Origin of the sequence: Simiduia sp. 21SJ11W-1, assembly GCF_024138675.1 — a bacterium.
Taxonomy (GTDB): domain Bacteria; phylum Pseudomonadota; class Gammaproteobacteria; order Pseudomonadales; family Cellvibrionaceae; genus Simiduia.
This window is the reverse complement of sequence record NZ_CP090959.1, coordinates 1,476,102-1,495,275: the sequence shown is the minus strand read 5'-3', so window position 1 is coordinate 1,495,275 and position 19,174 is coordinate 1,476,102. Positions and strand designations below refer to the sequence as shown.

Annotated in this window: 14 protein-coding genes; 8 read left to right on the top strand and 6 right to left on the bottom strand. The window is 53.4% G+C overall.

Annotated features, from left to right (window positions below):
- Positions 1-31 precede the first annotated feature (31 nt).
- Both pgl and zwf read right to left on the bottom strand, forming a co-directional pair.
- Entirely contained in the window at positions 32-718 is a 687-nt protein-coding gene (gene pgl, locus L1F30_RS06625) for a 6-phosphogluconolactonase (RefSeq protein ID WP_253360898.1), read from the bottom strand.
- Positions 719-721: 3 nt separating this feature from the next.
- Positions 722-2,158: a glucose-6-phosphate dehydrogenase gene (zwf, locus tag L1F30_RS06620; protein WP_253360896.1), complete on the bottom strand. Its 1,437-nt coding sequence runs from the start codon at positions 2,156-2,158 to the stop codon at positions 722-724.
- Between the two features lie 393 nt (positions 2,159-2,551).
- Here zwf and L1F30_RS06615 point away from each other — a divergent pair, with 393 nt between their 5' ends.
- The 3 genes from L1F30_RS06615 to L1F30_RS06605 all read left to right on the top strand — a co-directional run bounded on the left by L1F30_RS06615 (position 2,552) and on the right by L1F30_RS06605 (position 6,711).
- The gene (locus L1F30_RS06615; protein ID WP_253360889.1) at positions 2,552-3,832 is read left to right on the top strand and encodes a sugar MFS transporter; all 1,281 of its coding nucleotides are present in this window, start codon (positions 2,552-2,554) and stop codon (positions 3,830-3,832) included.
- Between the two features lie 103 nt (positions 3,833-3,935).
- Entirely contained in the window at positions 3,936-4,400 is a 465-nt protein-coding gene (locus L1F30_RS06610) for a methylglyoxal synthase (RefSeq protein ID WP_253360887.1), read from the top strand.
- 184 nt (positions 4,401-4,584) lie between these two features.
- Positions 4,585-6,711, top strand: coding sequence for a prolyl oligopeptidase family protein (locus L1F30_RS06605; RefSeq protein ID WP_253360885.1), 2,127 nt, complete (start codon positions 4,585-4,587; stop codon positions 6,709-6,711).
- 92 nt (positions 6,712-6,803) lie between these two features.
- Here L1F30_RS06605 and pgi read toward each other — a convergent pair whose 3' ends face one another.
- Positions 6,804-8,468: a glucose-6-phosphate isomerase gene (pgi, locus tag L1F30_RS06600; RefSeq protein ID WP_253360883.1), complete on the bottom strand. Its 1,665-nt coding sequence runs from the start codon at positions 8,466-8,468 to the stop codon at positions 6,804-6,806.
- A gap of 192 nt (positions 8,469-8,660) precedes the next feature.
- Between pgi and L1F30_RS06595 the strand changes: the two genes are divergently transcribed.
- From L1F30_RS06595 to L1F30_RS06580, 4 genes are all read left to right on the top strand, one after another.
- Positions 8,661-9,689: a LacI family DNA-binding transcriptional regulator gene (locus L1F30_RS06595; protein WP_253360881.1), complete on the top strand. Its 1,029-nt coding sequence runs from the start codon at positions 8,661-8,663 to the stop codon at positions 9,687-9,689.
- A 127-nt stretch (positions 9,690-9,816) separates the two neighbouring features.
- Positions 9,817-10,863: an SIS domain-containing protein gene (locus tag L1F30_RS06590; RefSeq protein ID WP_253360873.1), complete on the top strand. Its 1,047-nt coding sequence runs from the start codon at positions 9,817-9,819 to the stop codon at positions 10,861-10,863.
- Positions 10,863-12,008 carry an N-acetylglucosamine-6-phosphate deacetylase gene (gene nagA, locus L1F30_RS06585; protein WP_253360871.1) on the top strand — a complete coding sequence of 382 codons (1,146 nt, stop codon included), beginning with the start codon at positions 10,863-10,865 and terminating at the stop codon, positions 12,006-12,008. Before L1F30_RS06590 ends, nagA begins: the two co-directional genes overlap by 1 nt.
- A gap of 132 nt (positions 12,009-12,140) precedes the next feature.
- The gene (locus tag L1F30_RS06580; protein WP_253360869.1) at positions 12,141-14,495 is read left to right on the top strand and encodes a penicillin acylase family protein; all 2,355 of its coding nucleotides are present in this window, start codon (positions 12,141-12,143) and stop codon (positions 14,493-14,495) included.
- Between the two features lie 205 nt (positions 14,496-14,700).
- Here the strand turns inward: L1F30_RS06580 and L1F30_RS06575 are convergent, their stop codons facing one another.
- Complete coding sequence (locus L1F30_RS06575; RefSeq protein ID WP_253360868.1) at positions 14,701-15,570, bottom strand: Stp1/IreP family PP2C-type Ser/Thr phosphatase; 870 nt, start codon at positions 15,568-15,570, stop codon at positions 14,701-14,703.
- Positions 15,571-15,840: 270 nt separating this feature from the next.
- On the opposite strand from L1F30_RS06575, the gene L1F30_RS06570 reads away from it, so the two are divergent.
- The gene (locus L1F30_RS06570) at positions 15,841-16,695 is read left to right on the top strand and encodes a transposase (RefSeq protein WP_253360866.1); all 855 of its coding nucleotides are present in this window, start codon (positions 15,841-15,843) and stop codon (positions 16,693-16,695) included.
- A gap of 764 nt (positions 16,696-17,459) precedes the next feature.
- Here L1F30_RS06570 and L1F30_RS06565 read toward each other — a convergent pair.
- The gene (locus L1F30_RS06565) at positions 17,460-17,948 is read right to left on the bottom strand and encodes a regulatory protein RecX (protein WP_253360864.1); all 489 of its coding nucleotides are present in this window, start codon (positions 17,946-17,948) and stop codon (positions 17,460-17,462) included.
- Positions 17,949-18,087: 139 nt separating this feature from the next.
- Positions 18,088-19,131 carry a recombinase RecA gene (gene recA / locus L1F30_RS06560; protein ID WP_253360862.1) on the bottom strand — a complete coding sequence of 348 codons (1,044 nt, stop codon included), beginning with the start codon at positions 19,129-19,131 and terminating at the stop codon, positions 18,088-18,090.
- Positions 19,132-19,174: the final 43 nt, after the last annotated feature.

Sequence of the window (19,174 nt, the reverse complement as noted above, 5' to 3'; positions counted from 1 at the left end):
GTTTATTTCTTCATCGGGCGGTAGCTACTGGCTACTTGGCCCAGTAAACATCTACATCAACCCGCGCTTGCTGCAGCACTGCAGCAACAGGTGTGGCCTTGTGATCTGTGGCAGTTTTAGCCTGCTGATACACCGCCAACTTGTCTTCACCGGTAATTAACAGCACGAGCTTTTTGCTATTAATAATGGCAGGCAGGCTCAAGGTCATACGATCTACCAAGGGGCCTGTCACTTCGGATTGGGTGGCAGTAATTGCACAGCAAGTTGGCGCGGCCTCGCCCATGGCGGCATCTAAACCCTCAGCATAGGGAAATAGCGAAGCTGTGTGACCATCTGGCCCCATGCCCAGCAACGTGAGCGCAAATGGTTGTTTCAATTCGGCATAACGTGCATTTACTTCTTGCGTGGCCGCCTGCGGTTTTTCATCGGCGGTTTTCATGCCGGTGACTGCGTGGTTGGGGAAACAGCGCTTGAGCAACGCTTCATTGCTCCCCTTGTGACCCACATCTACCCAGCGATCATCCACCAACGCAACTTGCACGCGTTGATCCAGAGCTTGCCCTAAAGACTCATACACGGGCCCAGGTGTACTGCCGCCCGAAAGCAGCAGGCTTGCCGCGCCCTCGGCGGCCAAAACGGCATCTATTTGCGCCTGCATATCTGACTGAAGCTGCGCCAGCAGCGCTTCGCGTGTTTCAAAAAAGTGTTCGTTAATCACGTATTAATCCTGTACATGCCATTTACGGTTGTCTTCGGCTATTAACTGCTCGGCTGCTTCCGGCCCGTTGCTGCCAGCGGCGTAATAAGACAAAGGCGTTAGATTTTTCTTCCAGCCGGCGATAATAGGATCTGCCCAGCGCCATGCGTGATCCACCTCATCACGGTGTACAAATAAGGTGCCGTTACCGGCCATGGCATCCAGCATCAACCGCTTGTAGGCATCGGCAACCGGCGCATTGCACTCGGCGGCCAGATCAATTTCAAACTCAATGGGGCGCAGCTTTACATCGGCACTGGCAATGTCTTTGCTCATTAAATTGATGTAAATGTGCTCTTCAGGCTGCAGGCGAATAACCAGCTGGTTATTCTGCTCCTGCCCAAATAGTGGGTGAGTAACCGGCTTGAACTGAATCACCATTTCAGCATAACGGCCACTCATGCGCTTACCGGTGCGAAGGTAAAAAGGCACGCCCTTCCAGCGCCAGTTATCAACAAATGCGCGAATAGCAACAAAGGTTTCAGTGCGGCTGGGCTTACCCAGGTCGCCCACGTAGCTGTCTACCGGGTTGCCACCCACTTCGCCATCCACATATTGAGCGCGCACCGTGTGCTTGCCGATATCCTTGCCATCAATTTTGCGCAGCGAGCGCAACACCTTGATTTTTTCACTCCGCACGCTGTCTGCATCCAGTGCATTGGGCGGATCCATGGCCACAAAACACAGCAATTGCAGCAAATGGTTTTGCACCATATCGCGCATGGCTCCAGCGCCATCATAGAAACCGCCACGGCCTTCCACACCCACAGATTCGGCCAGTGTGATTTGTACGTGGTCTATGGAGTTGGCATCCCAGATGTTTTCAAACATCCGGTTGGCAAAGCGCAGGGCCAACAGATTTTGAACAGATTCTTTACCCAGGTAGTGGTCAATGCGATACACCTGAGATTCGTTGAAATAGCGACCGATTTCACCATTAATGGCTTCGGCAGATTGTTGGTCGTAACCCAACGGTTTTTCCACAATCACACGCGCTTGGTCGCTCACCAGCCCCAGCGACGACAAGGTCGCGCATACGCCACCAAACAGGCTTGGCGGAATGGCCAGGTAATAAACGGGAATGGCGTCTGATTCCAGCAGCATGGCCGTCATATCGGCCCAGGTTTCTACATCGCTTAGGTCTACGTTGACGATCAACAGACGTTCGGCAAAGGCGCGCCAAGTGGCCTCTTCAAACTCGCCAGCAGTAAGAAACTTCTGCAAACCGGCCTTTACCTTGGCAACAAACTCTTCTTGCGTCACGTTGCCACGGCAGGTAGCCAAAACGCGCGAGCCTTCAATCATGCGGCCCTCGCCTTCACAGCGATACAAGGCAGGCATTAGTTTACGGATAGAAAGATCACCCGTACCGCCAAAAATTACCCAATCTGTTGCTTGCAAAGTACACCCCTTCTGAATGTGCTGCCTGCCACCCGGAGCGAAAAACAGGCTCCAGGGGCCTTTTTATGGGCGCAAAGCTTAATGGCGAAATGACAGCGCTGTCAAACCATTAACCAAGGCTAAGCCCTATTGAATAGATTCATACGTATGCAGGCCAAGCCCCAAAACTGGGCGATAAGCGTATGTATTGCCTGCATATTGCGTATTATGCCATAGAAGACGAGGCCTCAAAGGGTGAATGGGCCCAAATTTGGGAGATTTTGGCCCAAACCGTATTGACAGCGCTGTCAATCTATCAGAAAGTAAGCCCCTAGAGCTTGTGAGCACTGCCAACCCAACACGCAAGGCACACCGCCACGCCATCATCACAATAAACAAAACCCGGAGAGAACCATGGCCAGTACTGCTGAAGGCAATCAGTACCAACTAAACGACAGTTCGAAAAGTAAGCGCTTTCATGGCCCGCTAGCGGCGCTGACAACGCTCTTTTTCATGTGGGGCTTCCTTACCTGCCTCAACGACATCCTGATACCGCACCTGAAAAGCGTGTTTTCACTTAACTACACACAAGCAATGCTGGTGCAGTTTTGTTTTTTTGGGGCCTATTTTGTTGTATCGATGCCCGCCGGAGCACTGGTGCGCCGCATCGGTTTCAAACAGGGCATCGTATTGGGCCTAATCATTGCAGCCCTTGGCTGCCTGCTGTTCTACCCTGCTGCGAGCCTGCGTGTTTACAGCCTGTTTTTGGGCGCCCTGTTTGTACTTGCCGCGGGGATCACCATCTTGCAGGTATCAGCTAACCCCTATGTGACCGCACTTGGGCCGCAGGCTACGGCCTCCAGCCGGCTGACCATGACCCAGGCGTTCAACTCTCTCGGCACCACTTTGGCGCCCTTCTTCGGGGCCAGCCTTATTTTGTCTGCTGCCGTACTGGGCACAGAGCAAATTGCCGCACTTTCAGCCTCTGAGCTTGACGCCTACCGCACGGCGGAAGCCTCCGCTGTACAAATGCCCTACGTCGGCCTTGCACTTTCGTTATTGGTATTGGCCGGTATTTTCGCCTGGCTGAAACTGCCCAGCATCACACCCGATGCAGGTGTTATTCAAGGCACTGAAGACAGCATATGGAACCACCCGCACCTGCTGCTGGGTGCCGTTGGCATATTTTTATACGTTGGCGCAGAGGTAGCCATTGGCTCACTGCTGGTAAATTACTTTGCACTAGAGCATGTGGCCGGCATGGAAGAAGCCAAGGCTGCAGAATACATTGCCTACTATTGGGGCGGAGCCATGGTAGGTCGCTTTATTGGCGCTGCGGTAATGCAGCGCGTGAGTGCCCCAAAGGTGCTGATTTTCAATGCATTGATGAGCGTGGCACTGATTGCTGTATCTATAACAAGCTCCGGCAACATTGCAATGTGGAGCATTCTCGCGGTGGGCCTGTTTAACTCCATTATGTTTCCCACCATTTTCGCGCTGGCAGTGGCAGGGCTCGGGCGGCTCACCAGCAACGGCTCAGGCCTGCTGTGCCTTGCCATTGTTGGCGGCGCGGTGGTGCCTTTGTTTCAGGGCATGCTCGCAGACGGGTTTGGCCTGCAAATCTCCTTCGTACTGCCACTGGCTTGCTACATCTACATTGCCTATTACGGCTTCAAGGGTTGGATACCTCGTTAAGTGTGATGCACCGCTTCACCCGCGCATAGCGCGGGTTTTTTTTGACTTGTGGCACAGGCTGGCTGCTACAATCGGCCCATCACCCATACCGCAGGATCACCACATGCAGCAGAAAACCGTGACCATGGCCGCCACAAAAAACGTCGCATTGGTCGCTCACGACAACAAAAAGCAGGAGCTCGTTGATTGGTGCAAAAAGCACCAGCAAGATTTAGCCCCCCACACACTGTTTGGCACAGGCACTACCGGCGCGATCATTGAGCAGGAAACGGGCCTGCCGGTACACAAGCTGATCAGCGGGCCACTGGGTGGCGATCAGCAGATAGGCGCGCTCATCACCGAGGGCAAAATCGATTTTCTGATTTTCTTTTGGGATCCCTTTGAGCCCCTGCCCCACGATCCAGACGTAAAAGCCCTGCTGCGCATCGCCGCAGTTTGGAATATACCCGTGGCTTGCAACCACAGCTCTGCCGATGTGATGGTTACCTCCACGCTATTTCGCGGCAGCTTTGAGCGAAAAGTGCCCGACTACGAGCGCTACCTTAAAGAACGCCTGGCCGGCAAGTAGCCAACTTCGCATTAAGCCAAGCCCCTTTCTGCCCGCGCCGCGGGCAGCTCTCACCCCATTTCACAGGATATATTGAGGTCTTACAGCCTCTGGCACGTCTTACAGGCAATCTTTTTGTGCAATATTCTGAGCGGCAACACCATTGTGCTTACGCTCGCCCTCAATAAAAGTTAAGGAACCCAATATGCGCTTATTACTCTGGCTATGTTCTGCCGCGCTACTCGCTACCGCCTGCAGCAAATCCCCGGATGATTACCAGTGGCTGGAAGATGTAGAAGGCTCCGCAGCGCTGGCATGGGTAGAGGCAGCAAACAGCGAAACAGATGCGCGCCTGGCATCCAGCGCGCTCTATGAAACGCTGTACAACCAGGCGCTAGAGGTACTTTCCAACCCCGAGCGCCTGCCCGATATTACGCAAAAGGGCGACTACCTTTACAACTTATGGCAAGACACCGAAAACCCGCGCGGCTTATACCGCCGCACACCTGCTGCAGATTTTGCCAGCGGCAACTTCACGTGGGAAACGGTACTCGATTTGGATGAGCTGTCTAAAACCGAGCGGGTTCAATGGGTACTTAAGGGGATGAACTGCCTGGCACCCGAGTATCAACGCTGCCTAGTCTCGCTGTCTGAGGGCGGTGGCGACACCATTGAAGTGCGTGAATTCAACGCCCAAACCCTTAACTTTATCGCAGGCGGCTTTACATTGCCCCCCGCCAAAAGCAATGTGGATTGGATTGATGAAAATCATGTTTTTGTGGGCACAGATTTCGGCGCAGACAGCCTCACAGACTCAGGCTACCCGCGCGAGGTGCGCATTTGGCGACGCGGCACCCCACTTGCGAATGCCGAGCTCGTTCACACTGCCCAAAAATCCTCGGTTTCGGCCAGTGGCAATCTGTACAAAGATGGCAACCACCAGGTAAAACTCATCCGCGAAGCCACAAGCTTCTGGGAGTCGCGCCACTACCTGCTCACTGACGGCAAGCTTGCAGAGCTGAAAATTCCGGCCACAGCTATAGTGAAGGACCTGGTGAAAAATGAATTACTATTTTCACTTAAGGCCGACTGGCAGTTTAATGGGCGCACGTTTAAACAGGGCGCGGTATTACTTGCGCGCCCGCAAATTTTAATCACACCGGAGAAATCTGCCGCACACGATATTGTTGAGCTGATCGAACCCTCAGCCGATTTCGTGGTTGAAGAAATCTACGCAACGCCGCGCGGCATTCTGGCTGTGGGCCTGGCCGATGTTACATCACAAGCGCGCCTCTACCAAAAGCGCGCCGGCAATTGGCAGTGGGCTGCAATAGAATTACCCACTGCGGGCGCCATTAGTATTGAAACCATTAACCATAAAAATGGCGATTTCTTTGCACGCTATGAAAGCTTTCTAACGCCGCCCCGCTTGTACCATGTGACATCGAGCGCACCACCAAAACTTGCCTTAAGCCAGCCCGCCACCTTCGATGCCAGCGGCTTTATGGTAGAGCAATTTAAAGTTGCCTCAAGCGACGGCACGCTAATCCCCTACTTTGTGGTTCGCCCGAAGTCATTGACCTTCGATGGCAGCGCACCTACCCATATCTTTTCTTACGGCGGCTTTCGCGTATCCCTAACACCCTCATACTCGGGCTCTTATGAAGATTTAAATGGCGCCTATGGCAAACTGTGGCTTGAACGTGGCGGCGTATTTGTACTCGCCAACATTCGTGGCGGCGGTGAATATGGCCCGGCTTGGCACAGCGCCGTACTAAAAGAAAATCGCACCAAAGCCTACGAAGATTTCGAGGCCATTGCAGAAGATTTGATTGTACGAAACATTACTTCGGCCAAACATATTGGCATCGAAGGGCGCAGTAATGGCGGCTTGCTTGTAGGTGCAACCATGGTTCGCCGCCCAGACCTCTACGGCGCGGTAATCTGTGGTGTACCGTTACTGGACATGCAGCGCTACCATCAACTGCTCGCAGGCGCCAGTTGGATGGCGGAGTATGGCAACCCGGATATCGAGCAGGAATGGGGCTGGATAAAACAATACTCACCCTTTCAAAATGTAAAAGCCGATGCCCACTACCCGCCTGTGCTTTTTTACACATCCACCAAGGATGACCGCGTGCACCCTGGCCACGCACGCAAGATGGCCGCGCGCATGAAAGCCATGGGCCACGCCGTTGAATACTATGAAAATCGCGAGGGCGGCCACGGTGGATCCAGCACCAAAGATCAGCTGGCCAAGCGTGTGGCGCTGGGCTATACCCACCTCTGGACAGAACTAAGCGACCAAAATACAAACAGTACACAGCAATAAAATAAATGCGGGCATCTAGATGCCCGCTTTTATTTTGCGAAAGATTGCCGCCATTCGTTTAAATGGCGGCTTTCGGCAACGCAACTTTGAGGTTACAGCCCACCGCCATTGTTGGCGCGCGCAGCCTGCCGAAACTCGGCAACCAAACCCGCGGTGGAAGCATCCTGCCCTTCTGGGCTTGCCTCACCCATGAGCTGGCGCTCTACATCTGCAGCCAACACCTTGCCCAGCTCCACGCCCCACTGGTCGTAAGAGTTAATATTCCAAATTACACCCTGCACAAAAATCTTGTGTTCATACAGGGCGATTAACGCGCCCAAATTAAAGGGTGTCATTTCATCCAGTAAAATTGTGGTTGAACTGCGGTTACCTTCATGGAGTTTGTGCGGGGCCAAATGGTTGATCTCGGCCTCTGGCAAGCCTTTGTCACGCAGACTTGCACGCACCGCCGCATCGCCTACGCCACTCATTAAAGCCTGCGATTGTGCAATCAGGTTTGCCAAAAGGTTCTCATGGTGCTCCGGCTCCTGATGCTGCGCACGCAGGGTGCCAATCATATCTGCGGCCACACCATGGGTGCCTTGATGCAACAACTGGTAAAAGGCGTGCTGCCCGTCAATGCCAAGCTGGCCCCATACAATGGGGCAGGTTGGGTAGGTCACCGGGCTGCCGTCACGCTGCACCGACTTACCATTACTTTCCATTTCAGCCTGCTGCAGATAGGCCGGCAAATATTTCAAGCCTTGGTCGTAAGGCAGCAAGGCCTGGGTAGGAATGCGCAAAAACGTGGCGTTCCACACACCTATGAGCGCCATGAGCACTGGCAGGTTTTCATCATCTGGCGCGGTTAGAAAATGTTCATCCATACTGTGCGCGCCGTCGAGTAATTGCTCGAATTGCTCAAAACCGAGATAGAGCGCAATGGGCAACCCAATGGCTGACCAGAGCGAAAAACGCCCCCCCACCCAATCCCACATGGCAAAAATGTTATCTGCACCAATGCCAAAAGCTTTGGCTTTATCCGTTGCGGAGGACACTGCCGCAAAGTGCTGGGCAATGGCTGACTCAGGTGCACCACTGGCCAACAACCAACGTCGCGCGGTATTAGCATTTAACAATGTTTCGCGAGTGGTAAAAGTTTTAGAAGACACAACGAACAAGGTGGTTTCAGGATTTAGCCTGGCCAGTGTTTGGGTAAGCTGCGCTGCATCAACATTACTCACGAAGTGCACGGCCAGCTCGCCCTCCGCCAGATGATTTAACGCCTCGCACACCATTTGTGGGCCGAGATGCGAACCACCAATACCAATGCTCACCACCTGGGTGATTCGTTTACCCGTGTAGCCGCGCCAATCGCCCTGCCTTATGGCCGATACAATCCGCTCCATTCGGGAAAGCTCACTGGCCACCTCCGCGGTAACATCCGTACCCTGGGCTTCAAAGGGCTGACCCGTTTGGTTGCGAAGCGCCATGTGTAACACAGCCCGGTGCTCGGTATGGTTTACAGGCTGCCCCGCCCGCAACGCAGACTTCCACTCGCTAAGGCCCGCCTCTTGCGCGAGCGACAGCAGCGCGTTCATAACCTCTGGCGTAATACGCTGCTTGGAAAAATCCACCAATAGCGACTGCCACCGATGAGAAAAACGCGCATAGCGCTGGCTATCGGCCTCAAATAGCTGCGCTACGCGCTGTGTATGGGCGATAGCGGCGAGCGATTGCAGCACGCGCCAGGATGGAAGCTGTGTTGGGCAAGGCATAGAGGTAGACCCTTGATGGCAATTTTGACAACGTTGTCTAGACTATGCCAAAGAAAAGACAACGTTGTCAACAGAGCTTTATGCTCCAGCATTTATCGCCAAGGAACTAAGCGCGGCCTTGCCCCGCCTTGCGTTAAGCTCTACCCTTGCCGACTTGTCCGTCACAACTGTAAATAAGGTCTACCCAAAGACATGAAGGCAACCATCAAGGATGTGGCCAAACTGGCTGGAGTTTCATTCAAAACCGTTTCACGGGTGATCAACCGTGAACCGAGCGTAGGCCAGGAACTGCAAGACAAGGTGTGGGCCGCCGTCAAGGAATTAAATTACCAGCCCAACTTGGGTGCGCGGCTGATGCGCGGCGCGGCCTCCTCTATCGGCTTTATTTACGACAACCCCAACAGCAACTACGTCATTGAAATGCAAAAAGGCATTTTACAGGCCTGCCGCGAAGAGGGTTACGAACTGGTGATTCACCCCTGTGACGCGAAAGCACCCGATATTCTTGATGAGCTGAATGAAATGCTTGATCGCTCACGGGTTGGCGGCCTGGTACTTACCCCGCCGCTGTCTGAAACCCCTGAAATGATAGAGGCTCTGAAACAGAAAAAAGTACGTTTCGTGCGTATTTTATCGGGCCAACACGCGCCCGATAAGCTGTCGCCCTGTGTATTTATTGATGACCGCACGGCGGGGTTTGATATCACCCAGTACCTTATTGACCTAGGCCACACCCGCATCGCGTTTTTGGGCGGCGATATGGAGCACGCATCAAGTGGCGAGCGCCTGGAAGGCTACAAAGACGCCCTGAAAAAGAACAACCTCCCCATTGATGAAGCGCTGATATTACCCGGTGAATATGCCTTTGAGTCGGGCATTGAGCGCTCTAAAAAACTGCTGGCCCAAGACGCCCGCCCAAGTGCCATTTTCGCCTGTAACGATGAAATTGCGGCCGGTACCCTTTTTGCCGCGCGCATTTTAGGTGTTTCAGTACCGCAGGAGCTTTCTATCGTGGGGTTTGAGGATTCACCTTTTTCCCGCCAGGCCTGGCCGAAGCTCACCACCGCCCAGCAGCCCAACAACACCATTGCACAAACCGCTGCAAAACTGCTGATAAACGATATTCGCGCGGCCCGCGAATCGAGTGGCGAGCCTGCAGCACAGGGCTTCTACCCCAAGCTTGTGGTACGCGATTCCAGCTGCCCGGCGGCCAACAAGTAGCACAAATACCGCAAATGGGGGTTTACAGCCCCATTTTTTCACGCCACAATGACAACGTTGTCTTCATAGACTGGGAGGCGACAGCACACCAAGCGCAATTAATTTACTTCGCGAAACGGGAATTCAGATGTCAGCTACAGCTACGCAACTCCAGCCAGAACAAACCTTGATGTACCAAGAGGCAGCATCCAGTGCGCGCGTGGTGGCACGCCAGCAAGCGGAGAATCAGGCACTTATCAGCGCAGCCGTAGCCAAAATCAAAGAATTTAACCCCGTGGCTGTGGCCACCATGGCCCGTGGCAGTTCAGACCATGCAGCCACTTACGCCAAATACCTGATTGAAACCCGCACCGGTGTACTCACCTCTTCGGCATCGCCCTCGGTGAGCTCGGTTTATCAGATCAGCCAGAAACTGGGTGGCGTGCTGTACATCGCTATCTCCCAATCGGGCAAAAGCCCCGATTTACTGGCCGGCGTGAAACAAGCGAAAGCAGCCGGCGCCCTTACTCTGGCGTTGGTAAACGTAGAAGACTCGCCACTGGCAGAGCTTGCGGATTTGGTAATTCCCCTGCGCGCGGGTGAAGAAAAGAGCGTTGCCGCCACAAAATCTTATATTGCCACCTTAAGCGCGGTGCTCCACTTAGTGAGCGAGTGGAGCGGTGATGAGGTACTTAAAGCTGCCTACCACCAATTGCCAGCACAGTTAGAACAGGCTTGGCAGTGCGATTGGTCTGCCGCCGTTGAACAGCTGGCCGATGCCAACAACCTCTTTGTGATTGGCCGTGGCCTGGGCTTTGGCGTAGCACAGGAGGCTGCTCTCAAATTTAAAGAAACCTGCGGCCTGCATGCCGAGGCCTTTAGCGCGGCCGAAGTAAAACACGGGCCCATGGCTATTGTAAAAGCGGGCTTCCCGGTACTGATGCTGGCCCAGCAAGACGAAACCAGCGCAGGCTTTGATGAACTGGTTGCAGATTTCAAAGCCCGTGACGCAAAAGTGATGGTGGCCAGTGAAAAAGCCACCGGCGGCTTGCCCGTGGTAGCTGGTAGCCACCCAGCGCTGGCACCGCTACTGGCGGTACAAAGTTTTTACAAAATGGCCAACGCCTTATCGGTTGCGCGCGGTTACAATCCCGATGAACCACCGCACTTGCGCAAGGTTACGGAGACTCTGTAATGGCAACGGCCCTGATTAACGCACGCATTTTTGATGGCCAACACTGGTATACCGATCGCGCCGTGATTTTTACTGGCGATACCATTGAACGCGTGGCCCCATTGTCTGAGATTAACCTGCAAGATTATGAGCAGGTAGATTTACAAGGCTTGCGCTTAGTGCCGGGCCTGATTGATACCCAGGTCAACGGCGGCGGCGGCGCTTTGCTGAACGATGCCCCCAGCGTTGAAACGATTTGCACCATAGGTGATGCCCACCGCAAGTTGGGCACCACCTCTTTTTTACCTACTTTAATCAGTGATGATTTAACCACCGTGAGCGAAACCTTGCGCGCGGTTGAGCAAGCCATCAAAGCGAAAGCGCCTGGCGTGCTGGGCGTTCACCTTGAAGGCCCGTTTCTTAATGAAGTGCGCAAGGGTGTGCACAATGCAGACAAGTTCAAAACACTCGATGAAGAAGCACTGGCACTGTTAACCTCGCTGCCGGAAGGTGTTACCTACGTCACCTTGGCACCTGAGTGCACCACGCCCGAGATGATCCAGCGCCTGGCTGATGCAGGCGTGATAGTAGCCGCAGGCCATACCGCCGCTAACTATGAACAGATTAAAGTGGCACTGCAGCACGGCCTGCGCGCCTTCACTCACCTGTTTAACGCCATGACACCCATGAGCAGCCGCGAACCCGGTGTAGTGGGCGCTGCACTTGAAGATGCAGAAAGCTGGTGCGGCCTGATCGTTGACAACTATCACGTACACCCCGCCACCCTCAAAGCTGCCATTGCTGCGAAACCCAAAGGCAAAATGGTATTGGTATCTGATGCCATGCCCACAGTAGGTGCGGCAGAAAAAAGCTTTGTGCTAAATGGCGAGCGCATTGAAGCTGTAGACGGCCGCTGTGCCACGGCAAGCGGCACCTTAGCGGGCTCAGACCTGGATATGCTAAGCGCTGTAAAAAACACCCACCAATTAGTGGGCTTGCCGCTTGATGAAGCCCTGCGCATGGCCAGCCTCTACCCCGCCAGCATGTTGCGCCTTGATCACAAACTTGGCAGGTTAGCACCCGGCTACCAAGCAGATATGATCGCCATTGATGATAACTTTACCTTGCACTACAGCTGGATTGCAGGCGCAGCCAAGCGCTACTAGCTCTAGCAAAACAAGCCCCGGGCACGCAAGCGATGCGTAAACGGGGCTTAACCCGCACATGAATCCCTAGTCACACTTTCCCGCCCGTAAAGCCCCTGACGCTGCTAGGATAGAGCCCAAAAAGGGGACCCTATGAAACTGACCGTGCGTATTTTTTCTGGCCTGTGTGCGTTGATTGTCATCGCGCTTTGCGGCATCTATGTGTTACTCAAACAAAGTTTGCCCACGCTTGATGGCGACCTTGCCGTGCATCACATTGCCAATCCGGTAGTGCTTGAACGAGACGCCCAAGGCATATTGCAGGTACAGGGAAAAGGCCGCAGCGACATCGCCTTCGGGCTGGGCTTTGCGCACGCGCAAGATAGATTTTTTCAAATGGATTTACAGCGCCGCAATGCCGCGGGAGAACTTTCCGAGCTGTTCGGCGAAGCGGCCCTTGAGCATGATAAAAAAATACGCTTGCATCAATTTCGCAAACGCGCCCAGCGCAACCTTTCCCACCTGGAACCTGATGCCACCGAACTATTAAATGCCTACAGTAACGGCGTGAACCAAGGCCTAAATGCACTCAGAGCCGTGCCTTTTGAATACACCCTGCTGGGTGAAGAGCCTGCCCCCTGGCGCCCGGAAGACAGCCTGCTCACAGTGTTTAGCATGATTCTCGTACTGCAAGATAACGAAGGCTGGTTCGAGCGCACGCGAGGCTTAATGGCTGAACATTTACCCGCCGATCTCTACGCATTTTTTGCCCAACAAGGTGGCCGGTGGGATGCCCCCCTTATGGGGGAGCCACTGGCCAGCACACCCATACCCGGCACCGGCTGGGCGCAATTGCTAGACGCTCACACCCCACTGGTTTACCAACCCATGGTCAGTGAAGACGTGGTTGTGGGCAGTAACAACTGGGCAGTATCTGGCGCACTTACCCCCCACGGCGGCGCCATGGTAGCCGACGACATGCATCTGGCTATTCGCGTGCCCAACATTTGGTATCGCGCCCAATGGCAGAACCCAAATACCGGCCGGCTGGTTAGCGGCGCCACCCTGCCTGGCACGCCAATTATGGTAGCGGGCTCCAACGGCAAGCTGGCCTGGGGGTTTACCAACACCCAAGGCGACTGGTCTGACATAGTGCTGCTCGAAACCGATGCGGATAATACCCACTACAAAACCGCTGAGGGCTGGGCCGCCTTCGAAGAAAGCCAGGAGCTGATTCACATCAAAGGCGAGGCACCCGTGCAGCACACCGTGCGCACCACGCGCTGGGGGCCGGTAATCGCCACCGATGCCAAAGGCCGGCAATTGGCCTACCGGTGGACTGCCCACGACCCAAGCGGGGCCAACATGGGCCCGGGAATGCTTGAGGAGCTGGATGACGTAGCACAGGCGATTAACTTGGGCCCGCAGTTGGGTATGCCCCACCAGAATTTGGTGCTGGCAGATGCAGAGGGCACCATCGGCTGGACGGTAGCCGGCCCCTTTCCCAAACGCATCGGCACCGATGGCAAGCTGCCGGAGTATTGGCATACCGGCGACAAATCTTGGCAGGGCGTGCGTGAGGGCAACGAGCACCCGAAACTTTTGGCCCCGCAACACCACAGGCTCTGGACGGCCAACGCGCGTACCCTCTCTGGTGAGGCCTTTGAAATCATGGGCGACTCCGCCTATGCACTGGGAGCTCGCCAACAACAAATTCGCGATGGCCTGTTCGCTAAAGACACATTTTCAGAACAGGATTTTTTAGACATTCAGCTAGACGACAGAGCAATATTTCTTACCCCCTGGCGCAACCTGTTACTCGCGCATCTAGAGCAAGCGGGCGATTTACCGCCTGCCTTAAAGGAAGCGCAAGCGCACTTGGAGAACTGGGGGGCGCGCGCCTCGGTAGATTCCGTTGGCTACCGATTGGTACGCGCCTGGCGATTGAAAGTCATTGAGTACCTGAGTGCGCCGCTGATTACCTACATGCAACAAATTGACCCGGCTTTTGATCTGGCCAAAGCCAACCGGCAAATCGAATACCCCGCCTGGGCGCTCATTACCGAGAAGCCCGCGCACTTGTTGAACCCGGATTTTTCAAGCTGGCAAGCACTCGAACGACGCGCGCTCAATGCGGTTATTGAGCCACTATACAAAGATAACACCCTGGCCAACGACACCTGGGGCGAAGCTAATCGCGTAAAAATCCAGCACCCGCTCGCGCGCTTTGTTGCCCCCATTGATTGGTGGATGTCTATGCCTCACGAACCCCTGGCGGGCGATACCCACATGCCCAGAGTGCAGACACCCACGCACGGCGCAAGCGAGCGCTTTGCTGTTTCCCCCGGGCGTGAAGACCAAGCATTTTTCCACATGGCCACAGGCCAATCTGCACACCCGCTTTCTGAGTTTTTCAGCAAGGGCCATAGCGACTGGAGTGAAGGGCGGCTTTCGCCTTGGTTAAAAGGCGCAACGGCACATACACTTAACTTGACACCGCTCAAATAAAAAAACGCCGCACACTGTGCGGCGTTTTTATTCGCGCTTAATTCTAGACGCCAAGTGATATATGTTGCGCAGCAAACATTTTTAATTGCTTGCAAGCTTACCGCTACCTGCTACACGCAGCTCTCTAATAAGTCTGGCTAGACGTCAACAATATCTTGCACCGTGAAAAGCTGGCGCCCGCTGTTGGTACTCCAGCGTTTACAATTTAATGCGTTACCTTGCGTACAGTAACGTCTTCTTCCTCTTGAAATACCGCCGGCCGGGCTTGTGGCTGTTCAGCCTCATCCGCCAATACCGTGTACTCAATAATGCCCACACTGATATTGTCTTTGCCGCCTGAATCGTTCGCCTCAGAAATAAAACGGTAACAGCATTCAAGTGCCGGCCTGTGGGTAGACAACACGAACTCAAGCTCATCATGATCCATGTATTCGGTAAGGCCATCACTGCACAACATCAACAAGGTATTTTGCGTAAGCGCATAGGTTTCAATGCTTGGCTCGATAAAATCCGTGACACCCAATGCGCGGGTAATATGGTTGCGCACCCTGCTACTGCGCGCCTGCGATTCTGTAAGCGAGCCGTTATCGATCATCTCTTGCACCAAACTGTGATCGCGTGTGAGCTGCACCAGCCCCTCGCGATTCCACAAATAGGCGCGCGAATCACCTAAATGCGCGACCGTTACCTGATCTTGCCACACCACCGCAAGCACGATGGTACTACCCATGTTGGCAAGCTGTGGGTTTGCCACTTTGGCATTGAGAATATCGGTATTTGCAGCATTTAGTGCAGCCATAATATTGGCGTGCATCATGAGCAGCTGCTGATCAGGTGTGCAAGAGGTAAACGTAGCGCTCGGCGTGGCCTCAAGGCAATCAGTTACACGACGTACAGCAAGCTGGCTGGCCTGCGAACCACCGGTGTAGCCGCCCATACCATCAGCAATTACCACAAACCCGAACGGCAAACTCGGGTGGCTATACCAGCCAATGTGGTCTTCATTTTCGTTGCGTACTTGCCCTATGTCTGTTCGCCCATTAATTGCTAGGCGAATCAACTCCGCTGGTTTCATCACACCAATCCACTGTGTTGACAGCTCCCTCCACCAGAGAGCATGAAGCGCAGGCATTCTAGCCCAATAATCTTGGAAAAAAGAAGCAAAAGCGGCCCTAGGCTCAAACCTCTTTATGATCATTACTTTTATTGCGCCTTAACTTGTACGCTAGAACCACTAAAAGCCAGCGCATTTGTTTGAAATTGCCATAACGACTTTGCGATAATAGCCACCCCACTGGGGATGCTATTCAAAGGACGTGAATTTACTTAGGGACAACCGCCTGCCATGGCTCGACTTCCAAGGCTTAACCTTCCAGATATTCCGCAGCACATCGTACAAACCGGCCACAACAATCTGCCGTGCTTTTTTGACGATGAAGACTACGAATTTTATTTACAAAGCCTGCAGGCTGCCGCGGAACAATATCGTGTTGAAATTCACGCCTACGTGCTGCTACCTAACATGGTGCAGTTCATTGCTACACCCCGCATTGAGCAAGGCCTGTCGTCTATGATGCAGTCCCTTGGGCGGCGTTATGTGCAATACGTAAATCACCGTTACCGCCGCTCGGGCACACTCTGGGGCGGGCGCTATAAATCAAGCCTAATAGATTCAGACGCCTACCTGCTCACCTGCTACCGCTATGTAGAACTGAAGCCCATGTACTTGGGGCTGGCTAATGAGCCGGGCGAGTACCCTTGGTCCAGCTTTAATTTTCATACATCCCTGATAGAAAGCCCGCTCATTAAAGATCATCGCCTTTACCTCAAGCTTGGCGAAACAGCACGCGAACGAGTACAAGCGTACCGAAAACTGTTCCGCTACGCCTTTGATAATCGTTTGCTGGAGTATATTGCTGAAACTGTCAAACTGGGGCAGGTATTGGGAGGCGATGCATTTAAAGACCGAATAGAGAAAATAGCAAATCAGCGCGTACGCCCACTAAAGCGTGGCAGACCTCGCAAGCAAGACCAGGCACAAAAAACCTCAGAAAATCCGAAAACCGCCGATCCAACACCCGTAGAAAATCTACCTGGCCCGCAAACGCAAGCAAGCGCACAAGGCACTGCCAGCAGCAAGCCGCAAGCACGCCCGCGCCACACAACGCCAACAGACTCCCCTGCAGTTAAAGAAATTTAACAATATATCACTGGGCGTTTACCAACCCAATGGGGTTAGCAATCCAATCTCAGCGCTGCACTTGCACTGCTTTTATTGTAAGTACAACGCATAACCGTGCATTCTACCGCCACATAATATTAAGTACGGCAATGAACAACGCCGCCTGAATGGCCCCAATGGTTAAAGGGCAGGCTAGGTATACAGAGATCTAAAAGCGCGCATGGCGTAAATTGAGAGTCAGGAAAATAAGCCAAGAAATAGCACACCTAGATTAATCGCCTAAGTTTTACACCCCTTTAAGCTGCCGCCCAAAAAAACCACACACCTGCCACTGCTGTCCCATAGTTTAAGTCTCCATTGAAGGCAGACGTTGATACTACCTATATCTCAGAGTTTCTAAGCAATATCTGGACATGAAATCTGGGGCGAGTTTGTGACCAGACGTAAATACCCTTCGGGGCCGGCCTGCGAGCAAAGCTCTTGGCGTATGACGGCTGGCATTGCGGCTTTGCAAACGTTTGTCATACCCATCTAGTCTCGACACCCGCCCTTCGGGGCCTGCCTACAAGCACAGCATGTAGGCGTTTAAGCACCCACAAAGCCTTGCTTTGCCAGCGGGCGCTTAAACCCATGCGGGTGACGGTCACAAACTCCGCCCCATATTCCATGCCTGTAGATTTGTGGGACAGCAGTGACACACCTGCCCTCTTTTTAGTAAAACCAAAAACAAAGAACGGGAAAGCATTCACACGCCAAGGGTTAAGCAGCTAAATCTTAAAGGGCTAAAGTACCGCCTCCGCTTTAAGGGAATCTACTGCACTGCGAATAATATCTGGCTGAAAGCCACGGCTGGATAGGTAACGAAATTGACGGGCGAGTTCTTTTGGATCAAGGGCCGGGCCTTTGAACTTCCTCTGCAGCTGCTCTTCGGCAAGCGCCTGCCAATCCACCTCGGCAGATTCAATACTATCGTCTATTAGTGCCTTATGGATTTCACGCTGAAAAAGCTGCGCCGCAATCCAACCCGGCCCCTTGCCTTGGCTAATGGCGTAGCGCACATAGGCACCTGCGTAGCGTTCATCATTTTGGTAACCCAGCTCTTGCACCCGAGCAATGACACGCTCAACTATCGTCTGGTCTGCAGATTTGGCAGCCAACTTTTTACGCAGTTCACCCGCGCTGTAGTCTCTGCGCGCCAATAAGCGTATGCACGCATCCATAACTTCGGGCTCAGTGGTTAAGGAAGGTTTAGAGTTTCTGCTATAAGCCACCTGCGCTCTCCTTACATCTGTACCGAAAAATAAGTGCTAACGATTACGCCTAATGAGGGGTGTGATACAAATTTACTGCCGCAATATCTGGATCAAAAAAAGCCTCGCGACACCAAGGCCGCGAGGCGAGCTAACAACCTTACGAATCTACATCTTCAACAACGGCATTTTCATCAGCCGCGGGCGCTTTTACCTTGCCACCCAACAATTCTGCACGAACCTGCTGCTCTATCTCTTCTTGAACAGCGGGGTTTTCCATCAAAAACTTCACCACATTGTTTTTACCTTGGCCGATTTTATCGCCTTTATAGCTGTACCAGGCACCGGCTTTGTCGATCAAGCCCAGCTTCACCCCAAAGTCGATAATTTCACCCTGCAGGTTAATGCCCTGGCCATACAAAATCTGGAATTCTGCCTGTTTAAACGGTGGCGCCACTTTGTTCTTCACAACCTTCACGCGGGTTTCGTTACCAATTACCTCGTCGCCGTCTTTTACGGCACCCGTGCGGCGAATATCCAAGCGCACAGATGAGTAAAATTTGAGTGCGTTACCACCTGTAGTGGTTTCAGGGTTGCCAAACATCACACCAATTTTCATGCGAATCTGGTTAATGAAAATGGCCAGACAATTGGCATTTTTGATATTGCCGGTAATTTTACGCAAGGCTTGCGACATCAAACGCGCCTGCAAGCCTACGTGGTGATCACCCATTTCACCTTCAATTTCAGCTTTTGGTGTGAGGGCGGCCACGGAGTCTACAACCAGCACGTCTACAGCACCTGAGCGCACCAGCATATCGGCCACTTCTAGGGCCTGCTCGCCGGTATCTGGCTGAGACACAATCAAATCGTCTACGTTAACGCCCAACTTTTCAGCATACTGCGGGTCGAGTGCGTGCTCGGCATCAACAAAGGCGCATACGCCGCCTTTGCGCTGGGCCTCGGCAATTACCTGCAAGGTGAGCGTAGTTTTACCGGAAGACTCCGGCCCGTAAATTTCAACAATACGACCCTTAGGCAAGCCACCCACCCCCAGCGCCACATCAAGGCCCAGAGAGCCCGTAGAGATTGCAGGAATCGCGACGCGCTCGCGATCACCCATGCGCATAACGGTGCCTTTACCAAACTGACGCTCAATTTGAGACAGCGCCGCCTGCAATGCCTTTTCTTTGTTTTGGTCCATGTTGATACCTTTTAAATTTCTAATTTTGATAAATCTGCGCCCA